Genomic DNA, 17,674 nt, shown 5'->3' on the forward strand with positions numbered 1-17,674 from the left:
CGCTTTAGGTTTGTGGTGTCATTAAGTTGACAACCAGTTTTGTGGTCTTGCCTGGCTAAGGGCTGCAGACCGTTTCCCGGGCAGGTCACACAAAACAGCATTTAAGTTTAACCACAAAACAAATAGATTATGAAGACCCAAAACAGATTTTTTAGGCTTTTACTCTTGGTCGTGTTGACCTTGGCCCTCACCAATTGTAGCAAAGAGGAAACCTCAACACCAGAACAGGGGGAAGGTGAACTTGTTATTTCGGACGGAACCTCAGCAGATAGATTCGATACATACGCAGGGGAAATCGGCTTTGTACTGGATACCCGTGAACTGGTAAAAAAAGGATACACACCGGTGACAGCAGAAATTGACATTGAAGCCGAAGAAGGCGATTTTTCCCAAACCATAGACATTGACCCGGTTTCTTTTATGGGGCAAATAAAGTTTATCAAAGAAGAACTGACCCAAGAAGCGATTGATGAACTGAGCAATGGTGTATTCATCACTTCGGTCATCAAAAATGCTGATGATCAAACTATTACTACTGATGCACTAACCACTTCTTTTCGGAGCAATCCTGATCCGAGGAAGGTAATTGCTACCGGGTTAGATGAAACTGATGAAAACAGAACGGTTAATCTAAGTGAGGACACCTCTTATTACTTCCAGCCCATAGACGGAGATGACGATCCCGAACCCGGCAAAAGTATGGTCATAGGCGCCTCAAATCAAAGCTTTATCATGACATCAGCTTCAGGTGCCGAATTCAATGGTAATGAAGAAAATCGAAATTTCAGTTTTGTGCCGATTCCAGGCCAGGTAAATACCTTCGCCATTAGAATCAAATCTGGTGGGCGTTTTCTGTATTCTGGAACTATTATAAATTCCGCTGTAATTTTGTTTAGACAAACATTCTATTCCCATCTTGGTCTTGCAGCAACTGAGGTGACTGATTTTAATTTGATTCAAGGTAACCCAGCCTTTCATTTTAAGATTGAAAAAATAGCTGAAGGTATTTACGAACTACAAAATAGTAGTGGTACTGCAGTTCGATTGGCGCCTGACATAGGGTTAACCTTTGATATGGTTCTAATGCCAACTATTATTTCTTTCCCACCATCTCCCCCAATTAATTCGCAACCTATACGATGGCGTTTAATCTCCACCACAATAGAATGGGAGGTACAGAATGTGGGCACTACTTTTCTTGAGCCCATTTTAGGGGAAGCCGAAACCAGTTTTAAAGTCAATACTACCTTGAGCAATTGCGGTCGAGGTGGTTTAAGCCAAACCGTTGGAGCCGCGGCTTCAGAAGACGAATTTGGCAAAGTGGGGTGGGAAGAATCCTTGTCTATAAACACGACTAATTCAATAGATGTATCTACTACGGTGGGTGTTGAGTTCGATGCCAAATTCTTTGGCACCGGAGCCAAATATAACGCTTCTTTGACCGTAGGTTATAACTACAGTAGATCAGTCGAGGAAACCAGCACCATATTTGAAGAGCAATCACAACAAGTTGGTAGTAAACTCTTCGCAGAACGTTTAGTCACAGTGCCTTCAGGAAGCGCCTCTCTAGTTTATGATGCCTTTCAATTCTACCAAAACACTAAAGTAAATTTTGTTCAGCGTCTAAGAGTAAGCGGTGTGGACTCACAGACAGGTAAGGTTCTTTCAGGAGACGAAGTCCGTTCTCAATTTCAATTTAGCGGTTTTGATGGGGTTATTTCTGCTGTAGAGCCTAACTCTATTGTTATTACCCTACGCGGAACAACTGAATTTGACCGAATCTTGGAAATTGAAAGTAGAGTAGAGGATGTACCTGCCAATTGCGGTGGGTAATCACTAAAAATTAGTTTGAGTTAGTTAAAAACAAAAGCCCCGGGAACCACTCCGGGGCTTTTAAATAAAATCAAAACCAACCTAAACATATGAGTTAACCTACTCATATCTTTGAAAATTTCATAGCAATTTTCATATATAGAACAACCCACATTAAAAAAACCCTACCCTGTTTTCAAACTTTTTTAAAAAAAGTTACTTTCACCAATTATGAAGGAACTTCTTTTTAAAGAAATAACTGATGAATTGCGACTGGGTACAAGTGAAAAAGGGCATCCTTTTCGCTTTTTTTCCCTCGGTACCATGGGCTTGGATGGCACTATAGGTCTGCGAACTGTTGTATTGCGAAATGTCTCTAATAGCTTGCAACTGACTTTTTATACAGATTCACGTTCTCCTAAAATAACCGAGATACAAAAAAACAATACAGTAAGTGCACTTTTTTATCATCCATCAAAAATGATACAACTGCGTATTGAGGGAAAAGCACATATTGAAAAGGATGATTCTGTTTTGAAAAAACAATGGAAAGCTATACCCAATGTTGCCCAAAAGGATTACAACACCAATCAACCCCCAGGTTCAAATATCCCAAATAGTGAAGAAATCCAATATCTCACTGAAAAAAATCATTTTTGCATGGTACATATCATACCTAACAGAATCGATTTTTTAAAACTGGGACAACCTTTTCACACCCGGGTTCAGTTTTCGTTGGAAGGGGAAGAATGGAAAAGCAACTATTTAGTGCCGTAAAACCAAAAACGTATTGCACAGTGGATCTAAACTATGCATTAGCTCTGGAATAAGTTCTGTACCCAATTCCAAATACAATTCGGAAAAATTGAGTTGCCGTTCCTGTAAGGACTTATTCGGAAAAAGTGAGTTCTGAAGATCTGTGATGCGCACCACATGATCTTTCAACTTTCGTTTTTGCGCCTGTAACAATCGTTTTTCCAATGCATCAAGGCCTTTCTTTTGTTTTACTTCTTGTGCCTTTACTGCACCAATAAAACTTTTGTCTGTCTCTTCGGCCAATTTGTACATTCCATGGAATTGTTCTTCCAAATATTTCTTTTGTGGAGAAAAATCAATATCGATATTAGAGATATCCCGTATTTTTTTGTTGATGAAACTGTTTTGGTTCAAGAACAGATCAGCAATCTTTAAATCAAGTTTTTCAATTTTTTTCGATTGTTTTTCCGTGAGCACCAAAGCTGAATTCCGAAGTAAAAGCATGGGAAATGTAACACCCAGTTCATCAAAATAACTCTTGAGTTCCAACCAATAGGCCAACTCCCCTCCTCCTCCAATATAACAAAGATTGGGCAAAATCACTTCTTGGTACAACGGACGGGCAATGACATTTGGAGAAAACCGTTCAGGATGATTACTCAATTCTGTTTTCAGTTCGCTAGCTGAAAATACTATTTCTGTATTGTTGACATGGAAATCTCCATCTTTTTCAACAATTCGTTCCCGGATACCATCCAAAAGATAAAAGTAATTGATTTCCCTAGGGTTCACTTGGATTGCGTAGTCAGAAGAAACCTTGGATAGTTCTGTTATGGTTTCAGAAACTTTATGGAAGGGTGTATTTTCAAAAATATCTTGTTGAGCAAATGGAACCAACAACTTTTTCAATTCAACATCGTCCCCATCAATAATGACCAAACCATGCGCTCCAAACAATTCATTTGCCAAAAACCGTGTTGCGTCCGCAAGGTTTGAATGTTCTAAATAGGCATTTTGGAACAAGTCTTTAAGTTCCTTTGCACTTGCCGTATTACCAAGTTCAGTAGCGAATGTTTGGAATACTTCATCTAATCCATCCGTTTTTAATTGTCCAACAGCTCCGGAGACTTCTTTGTTCCATTGTACTTTCTTTCCCTTAAAATTGAAATAATTTATTTCGTCAAAATCATGGTCTTCCGTTGCCATCCAATATACGGGGACAAACTCATATTCAGGATAAGTCTGTTTTAATTGCGTCGTTAGGTTTATGGCGGAAATAATTTTATACAAAAAATACAGTGGTCCGGTAAAAAGGTTCAATTGGTGCCCCGTTACCACCGTGAATGTTTTGTTATGTTCCAACAACGAAATATATTTTTCCGTCGCTTCTGTAACTGTAAAATCTTGGTATTGTTTCCTTAAGGCTTTTACAAGAATGGGTCTATGTAAGGCTGGATAATTCGCCTCCTTATCCTTTATTTGACCCTTAAAGTTTTCTATTTGGGGAAATCTGTTATAAAATGGTTTTAGGTCTTCTTTTTGTTCCAGATAATCACAAATAAGTCTAGAAAAATAACCCGTTTTCTTAAAAGGTATACAATCTACTTCCATTCAAGCTTTAATATCGCGCTAAAGATAAACCACTTCTTTTTTTCTCTTCCTAAAAATACGTTAATTACTTTTTAGCTTTTTGCTATGTACTACATAGAACATAAATGGTCTTTTTGGTATTTATTGTTAGATTTGATTCTGAATAATTTATTTCTACATGAGAACACTTCTATTTCTCCTTTTCACCTTTTTTTGTTTTTCAATATCTGCCCAGCAGCTTAAATCTCCTTCGGAATTTTTGGGATATGAATTGGGTACAGAGTTTACCAGGCATTATGAAGTAGTGGACTATTATGAATATTTGGCAAAAACAGCTCCAGATAGAGTAAAACTGACCACTTATGGGCAAACCAATGAACGGAGACCCTTATTGTTGGTGTATCTATCATCTGCAGCCAATATTTCCAATCTAGAAAAAATTAGGGAAGAGCATCTAAAGGATACCCATAGTCAAGGAAATGGAACTAAAGCAATTGTTTGGTTAAGTTATAATGTGCATGGGAATGAGAGTGCAGGTACAGAAGCATCTATGCAAACCATTTATGAACTGTTAACTACCAAAAGCTCTTATTTGAAAAATACGGTAGTGATTTTAGATCCATGTATAAATCCAGATGGCCGTGATCGCTATAGTAACTGGTACAATCAATTTAAAAATACTCCGCATCAAGTAGATCCAAATAGCAAAGAACACCATGAGGGTTGGTGGACCGGAAGAAGTAATCATTATATGTTTGATTTAAACCGAGATTGGGCTTGGTTGACCCAGGTTGAAAGTCAACAGCGACTAAAAGTATATAATGAATGGTTGCCCCACGTGCATGTTGATTTTCACGAGCAAGGAGTGGACAATCCCTATTATTTTGCCCCAGCGGCACAACCCTATCATGAAGTGATTACAGATTTTCAGCGTGATTTTCAGGTGACCTTGGGGAAAAACCACGCTAAGTATTTTGATGCCAATGGATGGTTTTACTTTACCAAAGAAATGTATGACCTGTTTTATCCCAGTTATGGAGATACCTACCCTACCTACAACGGCGCCATTGGAATGACTTATGAGCAAGGTGGAAGTGGACGCGGCGGTTTGGGTGTCATCACAAAAATTGGTGACACGCTTACTTTAAAAGATAGAATAGCCCATCACCATACCACAGGTATTTCAACCGTTGAAGTTTCTTCCCAAAATGCGGACAAATTAAATTCTGAATTCCGAAAATTCTACCAAAATCAAAATTTCAAGTACAAAAGTTATGTATTGAATGGGGATGAAGATAAAATTGGAGCACTCAAAGCGCTATTGTCCAAGCATAAAATTGAGTTCAATAATGCCTCAAAGGGAACGGTTAAAGGTTATAAATATAAAACTGGAACTTCTGGGAGTATGGCATCCACAAAAAATAGTTTAGTAGTCTCTACCAATCAACCCAAAGGAACATTGGTAAAGGTTTTGTTTGAACCAGATGCTAAACTCAGCGATTCGGTTACTTACGATATTACAGCTTGGTCCCTACCCTACGCCTATGGTTTGGATGCAATTGCATCTACCACAATTGTGTCCAATGGAGTTGAAGAAGTGGATGTTCAAATACCCCCCAACAAATTTGTAGATTCAGGGAATTATGCCCATATATCTGACTGGGACAGCATGAAAGATGCCAGGTTTTTGGCAGAATTGCTAAAGAAAGGCATACGGGTTCGTAAAACAAACCATCCTTTTTCAATTAATGGAAAGTCATTTTCAAGAGGAAGTTTGATTATTACCAAAGGAGACAATCAACATAAAACAGATTTCATTGCGGTTCTAAAAAAAATCTGCGATAAGTTTGAAAAGACCATGACAGGTTCAAAAACCGGTTTTGTAGATTCTGGAAAAGACTTTGGGTCTTCCTATGTTCAGATGATTACAAAACCAAAGATTGCAGTTTTGTCCGGGAAACCTACGTCTACACTGCGTTTTGGTGAAGTTTGGCACTTTTTTGAGCAACAATTACATTATCCAATCACTGTTATAGATAGTGATTATCTCAGTCAAGTGGATTTAAAAAGCTACCAAATTTTAATACTTCCAGGCGGCAACTATAAAACCTTCATTAAGGAAAAAGAACTAATCAAATTAAAAGAATGGGTAAAAGCCGGAGGAAAACTTATTGCAATGGGTGGAGCAGTAGATGAAATTGCGGACAAAAGAGCATTTAACATAAAGAAGAAAAAAGTTACAAAAGATTCCTTGAAAAATGAGCCAAAACCTCACAAAAGTGTTCGAAGGGAACTTATTAAAAAAGCAATTACAGGTGCTATTTTTAAAACCAAAGTTGACAATACGCATCCTTTAGCCTATGGATATGGAGAAGAATATTTCACACTAAAATTGGGTAGCTCCAGCTATGATTATCTAAAAAATGGAAATGCCGTATATCTTGAAGGAAATACCAGGCCAGTATCTGGTTTTGCTGGAAGTGAAGCTCAAGAAAAAGTGAGGAATTCATTAGTCTTTGGTGCAGAAAAGCATGGAAAGGGTCAGGTTATCTATTTGGTGGATAATCCGTTATTTAGAGGTTTTTGGGAGAATGGGAAGCTATTCTTTGCTAACGCACTTTTTATGGTTGACTAGAATAAATTTCTTGACTATCAGAATATCAGTTAAAAAAGATAGTATTATCGAATCGAATCAATCCAAGTTTTAAACTTATAAAAAGGGAAATAAAATCGTATATCTAATTATAAATCATTAACTTAGAGTTCTTCGTATTCAACATAATACAGCATTGCTATGTATAAAAAATATAAAAAAACTCAGAAAAAAATCCAAACAGCACTAGTAGTGTTGTTGGTATCCGTTATGGGATTTAGCGCTACAAATGCATTTGCATTTCAGGAAAAACAAAGTGTAGAAAATTTTAAGCAGTATAAAGGGGAGGTAATTGACCAAGATTCTAAAAAAGCGTTGATTTTTGCAACCTTAGCCGTTGAAGGAACAAATATTAGTACAATAACCAATACCGAAGGTGATTTTATTTTGAAAATCCCGGAAAGCGTAGATGATGGAACTGTTATTGTATCATTTTTGGGATATGAAAGCAAGAATATTTTGCTTTCGGACCTTAGTCCTGACAAAAACAAGATAGAACTTTCCGTTTCGGTCACCCAACTCTCAGAGGTAAATATTAATGCCCCAAAAGATGCTACTACCTTAGTGAGACAAGCTTTAGCCAGAAAAGGGGATAATTATTTTGATGACCCAACTTTAATGACAGCATTTTATAGGGAGACTATAAAGAAAAGAAGAAAAAACGTCTCTCTTTCCGAAGCTGTTGTCAATATTTATAAAACACCATACAACTCCCTACGAAGGGATGCCGTTGAACTTTATAAGGCCAGAAAAAGTACGGATTATAGCAAGTTGGATACCGTTGCTCTTAAATTACAGGGAGGGCCTTTCAATGCGTTATATGTTGATATTATGAAATATCCAGAATATATTTTTGCAGAAGGCTCTATTGATGATTACAAATTTGCATTTTCCCGTTCTACAAGAATTAAGGACCGATTGATATATGTTATAAAGTTTGATCAAAAACAATCGATTGATATCCCGTTGTACAAAGGAGAGCTCTTTATTGACGTTGAGAACAAAACATTGACCAGTGCCGTATATACACTCAATATAATAAGTAAAGAAAAAGCCGCTAGATTATTTGTACGGAAAAAGCCGGCAAATTTGGATGTTTGGCCAACAGATGTTGGGTATAGAGTTGATTATCGCGAAAAAAATGGCAAATGGTACTATGGCTATAGCAATGTCCTTTTAACATTCAAGGTAGACTGGAAAGATAAATTGTTCAATTCTGTTTATACCATGACCGCAGAGATGGCCGTTACCGATTGGGAAAAAAACTTGACCGGAGAATTACCTAAAAGTAAAGAAAGACTAAAAAAATCCATTATTTTAAGTGATGAAGCCATTGGTTTTTCAGATCCTGATTTTTGGGGGCAGTATAATATTATAGAACCTGAAAAATCCATTGAATCCGCGATTAAAAAAATACAGCGCCAATTGAGACGATCTAAGTCCAACGGCAGCGCATCCAAACCTTGATTAAAACAGAATTCCAATTTTAAAAAAAAAGAGTCGCTATTTTTTGGTGACTCTTTTTTTTGAACCTTGTAAAAACTATTTAAGTTTAATTAAGCGAGAAAACTTCAATACGTATGCTAGAAAGAAGAAAGTTCATTAACCTGGTAGCGTTAGTATCTGCAAGTGCGGTTCTACCAAATTGTTCCACAACCAAAAGTATTGGTGAACAGGGTAATTCACGTCTGCTGCCAAAACGACTACAAAAGAGAGATACAATAGGTCTTATAGCTCCTGGATATGCTGTTAAACCTGAAATTCTGGAAGAAATGAAAAACACATTGGTTGAAATGGGGTTTGTTCCTTTTCATACCGACCGGATTCATGGAAATCATGGGTATTTCAGTAATACAGATAAAGAAAGGGCGGCCGATCTTAACGAAATGTTCAAAAACCCAAAAATTGATGCTATTCTTTGTGCCCGAGGTGGATACGGATGCACTCGAATTATGCAAATGATAGATTATGAAAATATTAGAATGAATCCAAAAATGTTGGTTGGATTTAGTGATATCACAGCTCTTCTAAATGGTATTTATAAAGAAACTGGATTAATTACCTTTCATGGACCTGTAGGAAGCACGCTAAATGATGCGTATAGCAAGCAGCAATTTAGTAACTCTTTAATTCATCCAAAATACCCCCAAACCATTACCAATGTGGTTTTGGAGGATGAAGAAATGATTGCTGATGTAGAATATGACAGATACACAATCACATCAGGATTGGCAACAGGAAAATTGGTTGGTGGTAGCCTTACCCTAGTTAATGCACTTATTGGAACACCCCATGAAATTGATTTTACAGATGCGATTGTTTGTTTGGAAGATGTTGAAGAAGCTCCCTACCGTATAGATAGAATGTTAACCCAGTTGATTGAGGGGTCTAGTTTTAAAAACGCAAAAGGTGTGGTTTTTGGTGTTTGCAAAGGTTGTGATCGTAGTAAAGAGTATAACAACTTTACCCTAAAAGAGGTAATTATGGATAGGATTGCTCCGCTAAATATTCCTGCGGCTTATGGTATGAGTTTCGGTCATGTACCAAATAATTTCACTTTTCCCATAGGAATCAACGCAAAATGGGATGCTGATAAAATGACTTTAGAACTTCTGGAAAGGGCGGTTAATTAAGCCATGTCAGTGTTGAAGATCTTGATGGTGAAAAAATAAAAGGCTTGGTTTTACCAAGCCTTTTTACCCTTCCTATTGTTTTTCAAACTCTTGGAGTGTTTTTATGATGATGGAAACGCAATCCAGTAGTTGTTCCCTATTCATTACCAAAGGCGGTGCAAAACGGATGATATTACCGTGCGTCGGTTTGGCCAAAAGACCATTTTCTTTTAAGGCCATACAAATGTCCCATGCTGTGGTACTATCTTCCGTATCATTAATTAAAATAGCATTGAGCAAACCTTTTCCACGAACTCCCAACACCAAATCGCAGGTAGTTATAAACGTCTTGAGTTCTTCTCTAAATATCTCACCCAATTCAAAGGCATTTTCAGCCAACTCCTCTTCTTTTACAACTTCCAAAGCAGCAATTCCCACAGCAGCAGCTATGGGGTTACCACCAAAAGTACTACCATGGCTACCTGGAGTTATCACCTCCATAATATCATCATTGGCCAAGACAGCCGATATAGGATACGCTCCTCCGGAAAGTGCCTTACCTAAAATCAAAACATCTGGTTTTACATCTGGTGTTCCACTGCAATGCTTATCGCTACAAGAGCAGTTTCCACATGTGGCCAACAATCTTCCTGTGCGTGCAATACCAGTCTGCACTTCGTCAGCAATAAAAAGTACATCATACTTTTCACAAAGTTGTTTGGCAGCTTTTAGATAACCTTCGGAAGGTACATAAACACCTGCTTCCCCCTGAATGGGTTCAACCAGAAACCCTGCAATGTTTGAATTTGTTTCTAAGGCTTCTTCCAATGCAATTAGATTGTCATATTCAATCTTAATAAAGCCTTCGGTGTAAGGGCCATAATTTTTCCTTGCCACTGGGTCATTTGAAAATGAGATAATTGTAGTGGTCCTGCCATGGAAATTATTTTCGCAAACAACAATTTGTGCTTTATTTTCAGGAACTCCTTTTTTTTGATATGCCCACCTTCTACAAATCTTTAGAGCAGTTTCAACAGCTTCTGCACCTGTATTCATTGGCAAAAGCTTATCAAACTTAAAAGTTGAAGCTGCATATTCCTCAAATCTTCCCAGCATGTCATTGTAAAATGCCCTAGAGGTCAGTGTAAGGGTATTTGCCTGTTCTGTCATTGCTCTAACAATTTTTGGATGACAATGTCCCTGGTTTACTGCGGAGTACGCGGAAAGGAAGTCATAGTACTTTTTTCCTTCCACATCCCAAACAAAAACACCTTCTCCCCTGCTCAATACAACAGGAAGTGGATGGTAATTGTGAGCTCCGTACTTGTTTTCTAAATCTATCGCTTTTTGCGATGTTAATTGTTCTAAAACAGCCATTTTAATGCGTTTAAAATTATAAAATAACCATTCCTGCAATACCTTTATTCTTTCGAAGTTTCGAAAAAGCAGCGTGGGAGAGAAATCATCCCTAGTAGTAAATCAAAAATAAAGAATATTTAACATTACTTAAAAAAAATCCTCTCTACTACCATTTTATGTGACCAATTTAAAAATTGAGGTTCATACTACTACACTAATCTTTTAAAAAACTATAAAATGGAATATTTAGAAAACATGCTCAGTAGCATTACTAATTCCGTTGGTGACTTTTTACCAGCAACAATTGGCGCAATCTTGATTTTGGTAATTGGTTGGTTCATTGCCGGCTTACTAAAACGCATTACATCCAAACTTATAAAAAGAACTGGGGTTGATGAAAAAATGAAAAGCGATAAAATAACCCTGTCAAAATTCGTTGGTAAACTTGTTTACTTTCTAGTGATGATTTTTGTCTTTATGCTTGCCTTAGAAAAGCTAGGTATGCAAAGTGTTTTAGATCCTGTGAAAAATCTACTTGATGGTTTTCTCAACTTCATTCCCAATCTTATAGGCGCAGGCTTGGTTGGCTACATTGGGTATATGTTGGCATCTGTAGTTTCCGAACTTGTTGGAATGTCTGGTGATACCATAAAAAAATATGTCCCGAAGCTTGGTTTATCAGAAGGTCTTGATCTGGTCGGCATCTTAAAGAAAGTTGTATTTATCTTTATTTTTATTCCACTTTTAATATCGGCTCTAAATATTTTGAACATGGACGCCATTTCTGAGCCAGCCACATCTGTATTGACGCAATTTTTTGATGCAATTCCCAAAGTTCTATTAGCTGTATTTATTTTAATGCTATTTATTCTAGGCGGAAGATTTTTATCGCAAATGATAAAAGATATCTTGGCTAAGATGAACCTAAATGATTTTGCAAATAAAATGTATTTGACCAATATGATCGGCAATACAAATCTGTCTAATGCCATTGGTAACATAGTATACTTTTTCATTATCATTTTTGGATTGGTGACTGCTATTGAAAAGTTAGAGTTTGTTCAACTAACAGCAATTTTGGAAACCATTACAAATTTGTCAGGTAAAGTTTTATTTGGATTGATCATTATTATGATTGGTAATTGGGTATCAATAATTGCAAAAAATGCATTTGCTAAAAATGACAACAATAGTTTTGTAGCTTCTGTATTACGTATTGCAATTCTAGCAATTTTTCTAGCTATGGGTTTAAAGACCATGGGAATGGCCGACGATATAATCAACCTTGCATTTGGCATTACCCTTGGTACAATTGCCGTTACCGTTGCCCTATCTTTTGGCCTTGGAGGCAGATCAGCTGCCGGAAAGCAAATGGAAAAAATACTTCAAAAGTTTAATACTAAGAATTAGCTATTTTAAATATCCCTTGAATTTTATCTATTTTCTTATTTAGACCCTAGTTTTAAGCTAGGGTCTTTTTATAAAAGTCATTACCTATTCTTTTCAAGTTTCAAAAGAATAGTGTGAAAGAGAAATCATACCTGAAGAGTTCCCAAAATATTAAATATTTTTTCAATCATTCTTTTTATTCGATAAAGTTGCAATTTGTAATTCCAATCGCTTAAGTTCCCTCAAAATATCGTTCTTATCCATTTGCATCCATACAAACAGCTTTATCATACTCATAAAAATTAGGCATGCAAATATTGCCGTTCCCCATTCAATAAGCTCATTTGTCACGTCCGTATTTAAAAATTGAACGATACAGAATATAAGTAATCCTAAAATTATGAGATTGACCAAATTCATTATAATGGCCAACCATCCTGATTTTCCCCTAAATACCCCTCCAAGTTTTTCAAAAATATTCTGTTCTCCAAGCTCATCATAAAATTTTGCCTCTTCTTTGGTTAAAGCCTCCTTAATAAGTTCGTCTATTTTTTCAATGTCTTTTTTCATCGTTTCTTTGTCTTTAATAGTTCCTTTAATTTTTCTCTGGCATGAAACAGCCTTGATTTAGCTGTTCCAACGGATATTTCCAAAATGCTTTCAATTTCTTTCAATGAATACTCTTCCAAGTAAAATAGTCTTAATACCATCTGTTGATTTTCCGGTAATTCTTTTATAGCCAAGTGGAGTTTTTTAATCTCGGACTCCCTGTCATCAGAACTATCAGTCGTCGTGGCATCTTTATGAATACTTTCAATATGCATCCTATTTCTTTTTAGCTTACCTAAATAATCCAGAGACTTTCTGGTCACTATTCTTGTGGCCCAACTGCTGAAACTATTAGGGTCCTTGAGTGTATAAAGCTTGCTAATAATAGTCTTCCATGAATCTTGGACAATATCTTTTGAAACTTCAACATCATACGTAAATCTATACGAATGTTTGCATAACCTAACATGATGCCTCTTTACCAATAGGGATAAAGATTTTCTGTTTCCAGATTGATATTCCAATACCAGTAGTCCGTCAAATGCGTATTCCGTTGTTTTCATACTATCATCTAATACAAGGACATGGAAGTAACCAAAAGGTTCAAAAAAAAAGTAAATTTTAACTGGTTCATGCTTCAAGTTAATTGTTCTTTATGAAAACCTATGCTTACTTTTGCGCCATGCGCAAAAAAAGAAGTCGACAAACTTTTGAACATGTTGAGGTAATCGATGCTGGGGCAAAAGGTAAATCTGTTGGAAAAGCTCCAGATGGGAGGGTAATTTTTCTTTCCAATGCAGTGCCAGGTGATGTTGTTGATGTAATGACCACCAAAAAAAGGAAGGCATTTTTTGAAGGAGTAGCTACAAATTTCCACACGTACTCCGATAAAAGAACAGCTCCAGAATGCGAGCACTTTGGAGTTTGTGGTGGTTGCAAATGGCAGCACATGGCGTACGAACATCAACTCTATTTTAAACAGAAAGAGGTTGAAAATAACCTAAAACGCATTGGAAATCTTGACTTGCCGGAACTAACACCAATACTAGGTTCAAAAAAGCAATATTTCTACCGGAACAAAATGGAGTTTTCTTTTTCGAGCAGTCGATGGCTAACACAAGAAGAAATCAATTCAACAGACCAAATTGAAGATAGAAATGCCCTAGGGTTCCATATTCCCGGTATGTGGGACAAGATTCTGGACATTAAAAAATGTCACCTTCAAGAAGATCCTTCAAACGCAATCCGTTTAGAAATTAGGGGATTTTCCAGCGAAAACGGATTACCATTTTTTTACCCAAGAAAACAAGAAGGATTATTGAGAACCATGATGTTGAGAACAACCTCAATAGGTGAAATAATGCTTCTCATTCAATTTTATGAGGATAACCTTCAACAACGTGAGTTGCTATTGAATCACCTAAAACAAAAATTTCCTGAAATTACCTCGTTACAATATGTAATCAACCAAAAGCAGAACGATACTATTTATGACCAAGAAGTACTCTGTTATGCTGGGCGTGATCATATTTTTGAAGAGATGGAGGGGCTTCGATTCAAGATAAATGCAAAGTCCTTTTATCAGACCAATTCAGAGCAAGCCTTTGAATTATACAAAATTACGCGAGATTTTGCAGGTCTTACAGGAAATGAGTTGGTCTATGATCTATACACCGGTACGGGAACCATAGCACAGTTTGTCGCAAAAAATGCAAAGAAAGTAATAGGTATAGAGTCTGTACCCGAAGCCATTGAAGATGCAAAGACAAATGCAGCCAACAACGAAATCACTAACGTGGATTTCTTTGTAGGGGATATGAAAAATGTGTTCAGCAAAGAGTTTGTTAATCTGCACGGACAACCTGACATTGTTATTACGGATCCCCCACGAGATGGCATGCATAAACAAGTGGTTGAACAACTTTTACACGCTGCTCCACCCAAAATTGTTTATGTAAGTTGTAACAGTGCCACACAGGCAAGGGATTTGGCTATTTTGAATAAAAAGTATACTATCGTCAAGGTGCAACCTGTTGACATGTTTCCCCAAACCCATCACGTTGAAAATGTTGTACTTTTGAAAAAACGGGTATAATTATTGATGAAATCTGTTTTTAATTTAGAATGAAGAAAATACTTCCAATCTTACTGATTACCTTTTTATTTGTGCATATTTCTTCTTGTGAAAAGGATGATATCTGTGTTGACGGTGATACTCCCCTACTTTACATTGGCTTTTATGATGCTTCGGATACCACTGAATTTAAAAATGTCCCAACCCTAAGAATTAAGGAAGTTGTTTTGGATTCTGTTCTTGACACTTTTACAGATCGTTCCAGCTCTTTGGATTCTGTTGGCATGCCATTACGTATAGATGCTAGCAGTACGAGTTTTGCTTTTATTTCAGGTTCTGCCGATGATGAAACGACTGGTGAGGAAACTGGTACTGTTGATACGTTGACAATCAATTACCAAACTCTGGAAGTCTTTATATCCAGAGCCTGCGGCTTTGTCGCTAATTACGATGATTTGACCGTAACACTTCCAGAAAGTACAGAAAATTGGATTCAGGATATCACCATAGTAGAAGAAACCATTGAAAACTCCAATAATATCCATGTTAAAATATTTCATTAGCCTTTTTTTCATTGTAATTCCTTTGCTGGTCATAGGTCAAGATAAACCTATAGACCTGCAACCAAAAGATACGGTGGAGTATAAAGAAGAATATGGTTTACGGGTTGGTGTGGACTTAAACCGATTGATATTCTCATTTGTAGATGAAGACTATACCGGTTTAGAGTTGGTAGGTGATTATAGACTTACACAAAAATTATATGTAGCTGCCGAATTAGGTAATGAAGAAAAAACACGATCAGAAGATTTGGGCAATAGCGTGCTTTATAATCACACAGTATCCGGAAGTTACCTAAAAGTAGGTGTGGACATGAACACGTATGAAAACTGGTTTGGCATGAACAATGTCATTTCAATTGGTGGCCGCTATGCTATAGCTAGTTTTAACCAAACCCTGAATGACTATTCTATTTATGATACTAGTCGTTTCTACAATCCAGACGGTTTTGTTCCGGGATTGGAACCAGGTCAAAAGTTTGAAAGTCTTAGTGCATCTTGGCTAGAATTTATATTTGGTGTAAAAGCGGAACTTTTTGCCAATATTTATATGGGAATAAGTGCCCGTTTAGGCTTTTTGATTTCCAATAAAGAAGATGATGCTTTTCGCAACTTATGGATTCCAGGTTTTAACAAAGTAACGGACGACAGCAATTTTGGCGTAAGTTACAACTACACCATCTCCTACTTTATACCGCTTTACAAAAAATCCAAAAAGGAAAAAGAGAAATTGCCAGAACCAGAGTAAAATTCGGTAAACATCTTTTATCTTTAAGGTACCCTAGCAAAACCCCAATATTCTTGTTAAAGACTTTACATGGTACTATATGTTGTTTTCCTAGTTCCACTTGCGCTATTGGGTTTTAGTATGTATTGGTTGCGCAATTGGAGTATGGCTTGGCCCTTTTTTAGTGTAAATATTATTTTGATAGTGGCTTACATGATCTATTTTTGGAAAGGTGACCTTGCATTTTTTAAAAGCAACCAATATGGTTTTGAGCGACTGTTTTTATTTCTATTAGTACCCTTGGTTCATACCTTCTTTATTTTTGTCTTTGCATTTTTCATGAAACTCGTTTTCCGCAAATAATACCATTAAAAAAGTTATACGAATGAAAAATAAGAATACATTGATAAATTATGTTGAATTCAAGACCAAGGATTTAGAGAAAACAAAACAATTTTATAATGCATGCTTTGGATGGGTCTTTACGGATTACGGACCTACCTATATCGCTTTTGAAGAAAGTGGTATTGAAGGAGGGTTTGAAACAACAGAAGAAGAAATTGTAAATGGAGTACTTGTGGTATTATACCATGAAAATCTTAATGTAATAAAAGACAAGATTGAAGCGCATGATGGAACAATATCCATAGCTATTTTCTCATTCCCGGGAGGAAGAAGGTTTCATTTTCTTGACCCATCAGGAAACGAACTTGCGGTTTGGTCAGATAAATAAGAAAGCATATTAAATTTCTCGCATTCCTTTAATGAAAATCCATTTCATCAAAACCTTTTCTCCATCATCAGTTGTAATGGCACCAAACTTGGGAGCCAACACGTTGGCTATAATAGCTGAGGTAACTGCCAAAAAAATGGGATTGATGGGTAGGTAATATCCCAATGCCAAACGTGCTATTAAAAACAATACCACAAAGGCTATAAAATTGAACAGCAATGCTTTATGTTTTGGTTTCATTTACTTCTGATTTATGCTTTGCTTTCTTACTTCCTTCGTACATTTCATATTTAACAAGTCTTGACTCTAAACTTCCATTGAACGCTTTTATTTTTCTTGAAGGCCGGAGGCCTACAAACTTTAAAGATTCAAGATTTGAAGTAATTAACCATGCATTGGTACCCGGATAATGTTGTTTTAAGGTATCTCCAATTTTACCATAAAAGTCTTCAAAGTCAATTTCCAGTCTTTCCCCATAGGGTGGATTAAAAACCATATGTAATTTTGAATCTACCGGTTTTTCTGTTCTAAAAAAATCTTTTCGCTCTATGGTAATGTATTCAGAAAGATTTGAATTATCAACATTCTCTTGCGCCTTTCGCGTAGCAGAGGGAGCTTTATCATATCCAATAATCTTATGGTGGAATTCTCGAGTCTTATTCAAACTTGCCGCCACAATTTTCTCATGAAGTTCGGCATCATAATCATTCCAATTCATAAATGCATAGGCTTCCCTGTTAATATTGGCCGGTATGTTACAGGCAATCATTCCAGCTTCAATTAAAAAAGTACCACTTCCACACATAGGATCTAGAAAATCCAATTGTCCGTCCCATCCACTTAAAAATAATAAGCCCGCA

Annotated in this window: 16 protein-coding genes (1 of these 16 only partly in view); 10 read left to right on the top strand and 6 right to left on the bottom strand. The window is 36.6% G+C overall.

What is annotated here, in order from left to right:
- The first annotated feature begins 129 nt into the window (after nucleotides 1-129).
- Both AAY42_RS06000 and AAY42_RS06005 read left to right on the top strand, forming a co-directional pair.
- Nucleotides 130-1,833 carry a hypothetical protein gene (locus tag AAY42_RS06000; protein ID WP_055393331.1) on the top strand — a complete coding sequence of 568 codons (1,704 nt, stop codon included), beginning with the start codon at nucleotides 130-132 and terminating at the stop codon, nucleotides 1,831-1,833.
- 210 nt (nucleotides 1,834-2,043) lie between these two features.
- Complete coding sequence (locus AAY42_RS06005) at nucleotides 2,044-2,589, top strand: pyridoxamine 5'-phosphate oxidase family protein (RefSeq protein ID WP_055393332.1); 546 nt, start codon at nucleotides 2,044-2,046, stop codon at nucleotides 2,587-2,589.
- On the opposite strand, the gene bshC is transcribed toward AAY42_RS06005, so the two are convergent.
- The gene (gene bshC, locus AAY42_RS06010; RefSeq protein WP_055393334.1) at nucleotides 2,578-4,179 is read right to left on the bottom strand and encodes a bacillithiol biosynthesis cysteine-adding enzyme BshC; all 1,602 of its coding nucleotides are present in this window, start codon (nucleotides 4,177-4,179) and stop codon (nucleotides 2,578-2,580) included. The two genes, AAY42_RS06005 and bshC, sit on opposite strands and share 12 nt — an antisense overlap.
- A 157-nt stretch (nucleotides 4,180-4,336) precedes the next feature.
- Here bshC and AAY42_RS06015 point away from each other — a divergent pair, with 157 nt between their 5' ends.
- The 3 genes from AAY42_RS06015 to AAY42_RS06025 all read left to right on the top strand — a co-directional run bounded on the left by AAY42_RS06015 (nucleotide 4,337) and on the right by AAY42_RS06025 (nucleotide 9,444).
- On the top strand, nucleotides 4,337-6,793 hold the full coding sequence (locus tag AAY42_RS06015) for a M14 family metallopeptidase (RefSeq protein WP_055393336.1): 2,457 nt from the start codon (nucleotides 4,337-4,339) through the stop codon (nucleotides 6,791-6,793).
- A gap of 159 nt (nucleotides 6,794-6,952) precedes the next feature.
- Nucleotides 6,953-8,278: a carboxypeptidase-like regulatory domain-containing protein gene (locus tag AAY42_RS06020; RefSeq protein WP_055393337.1), complete on the top strand. Its 1,326-nt coding sequence runs from the start codon at nucleotides 6,953-6,955 to the stop codon at nucleotides 8,276-8,278.
- Nucleotides 8,279-8,391: 113 nt separating this feature from the next.
- Nucleotides 8,392-9,444, top strand: a complete 1,053-nt coding sequence (locus AAY42_RS06025) for a S66 peptidase family protein (protein ID WP_055393339.1) — start codon at nucleotides 8,392-8,394, stop codon at nucleotides 9,442-9,444.
- Between the two features lie 72 nt (nucleotides 9,445-9,516).
- On the opposite strand, the gene rocD is transcribed toward AAY42_RS06025, so the two are convergent.
- Nucleotides 9,517-10,800 carry an ornithine--oxo-acid transaminase gene (rocD, locus tag AAY42_RS06030; protein WP_055393341.1) on the bottom strand — a complete coding sequence of 428 codons (1,284 nt, stop codon included), beginning with the start codon at nucleotides 10,798-10,800 and terminating at the stop codon, nucleotides 9,517-9,519.
- Nucleotides 10,801-11,019: 219 nt separating this feature from the next.
- Between rocD and AAY42_RS06035 the strand changes: the two genes are divergently transcribed.
- Nucleotides 11,020-12,192 carry a mechanosensitive ion channel gene (locus AAY42_RS06035; protein ID WP_055393343.1) on the top strand — a complete coding sequence of 391 codons (1,173 nt, stop codon included), beginning with the start codon at nucleotides 11,020-11,022 and terminating at the stop codon, nucleotides 12,190-12,192.
- A 162-nt stretch (nucleotides 12,193-12,354) separates the two neighbouring features.
- On the opposite strand, the gene AAY42_RS06040 is transcribed toward AAY42_RS06035, so the two are convergent.
- Together AAY42_RS06040 and AAY42_RS06045 are read right to left on the bottom strand one after the other, a co-directional pair.
- Nucleotides 12,355-12,741: a DUF6768 family protein gene (locus tag AAY42_RS06040; protein ID WP_055393346.1), complete on the bottom strand. Its 387-nt coding sequence runs from the start codon at nucleotides 12,739-12,741 to the stop codon at nucleotides 12,355-12,357.
- Nucleotides 12,738-13,283 (bottom strand): RNA polymerase sigma factor, encoded by a 546-nt coding sequence (locus AAY42_RS06045; RefSeq protein ID WP_055393348.1) that lies wholly within the window; start codon nucleotides 13,281-13,283, stop codon nucleotides 12,738-12,740. The genes AAY42_RS06040 and AAY42_RS06045 overlap by 4 nt, the downstream gene beginning before the upstream one ends.
- A 119-nt stretch (nucleotides 13,284-13,402) precedes the next feature.
- Here AAY42_RS06045 and rlmD point away from each other — a divergent pair, with 119 nt between their 5' ends.
- From rlmD to AAY42_RS06070, 4 genes are all read left to right on the top strand, one after another.
- Entirely contained in the window at nucleotides 13,403-14,815 is a 1,413-nt protein-coding gene (gene rlmD, locus AAY42_RS06050; protein ID WP_055397742.1) for a 23S rRNA (uracil(1939)-C(5))-methyltransferase RlmD, read from the top strand.
- A gap of 29 nt (nucleotides 14,816-14,844) precedes the next feature.
- Entirely contained in the window at nucleotides 14,845-15,357 is a 513-nt protein-coding gene (locus AAY42_RS06055) for a DUF6452 family protein (RefSeq protein ID WP_055393350.1), read from the top strand.
- Nucleotides 15,338-16,102: a DUF6048 family protein gene (locus AAY42_RS06060; protein WP_055393352.1), complete on the top strand. Its 765-nt coding sequence runs from the start codon at nucleotides 15,338-15,340 to the stop codon at nucleotides 16,100-16,102. Before AAY42_RS06055 ends, AAY42_RS06060 begins: the two co-directional genes overlap by 20 nt.
- 364 nt (nucleotides 16,103-16,466) lie before the next feature.
- The gene (locus tag AAY42_RS06070) at nucleotides 16,467-16,814 is read left to right on the top strand and encodes a VOC family protein (protein ID WP_055393356.1); all 348 of its coding nucleotides are present in this window, start codon (nucleotides 16,467-16,469) and stop codon (nucleotides 16,812-16,814) included.
- A 9-nt stretch (nucleotides 16,815-16,823) separates the two neighbouring features.
- Here the strand turns inward: AAY42_RS06070 and AAY42_RS06075 are convergent, their stop codons facing one another.
- Together AAY42_RS06075 and AAY42_RS06080 are read right to left on the bottom strand one after the other, a co-directional pair.
- Entirely contained in the window at nucleotides 16,824-17,054 is a 231-nt protein-coding gene (locus AAY42_RS06075) for a hypothetical protein (RefSeq protein ID WP_055393358.1), read from the bottom strand.
- Nucleotides 17,038-17,674 carry the 3' portion of a THUMP domain-containing class I SAM-dependent RNA methyltransferase gene (locus AAY42_RS06080; protein ID WP_055393360.1) on the bottom strand. 542 nt of this gene lie beyond the right edge of the window, so only the last 637 of its 1,179 coding nucleotides appear in the window; its start codon lies off the right edge, out of view; its stop codon occupies nucleotides 17,038-17,040. The genes AAY42_RS06075 and AAY42_RS06080 overlap by 17 nt, the downstream gene beginning before the upstream one ends.

The organism is Flagellimonas eckloniae, assembly GCF_001413955.1.
Classification (GTDB): domain Bacteria; phylum Bacteroidota; class Bacteroidia; order Flavobacteriales; family Flavobacteriaceae; genus Flagellimonas; species Flagellimonas eckloniae.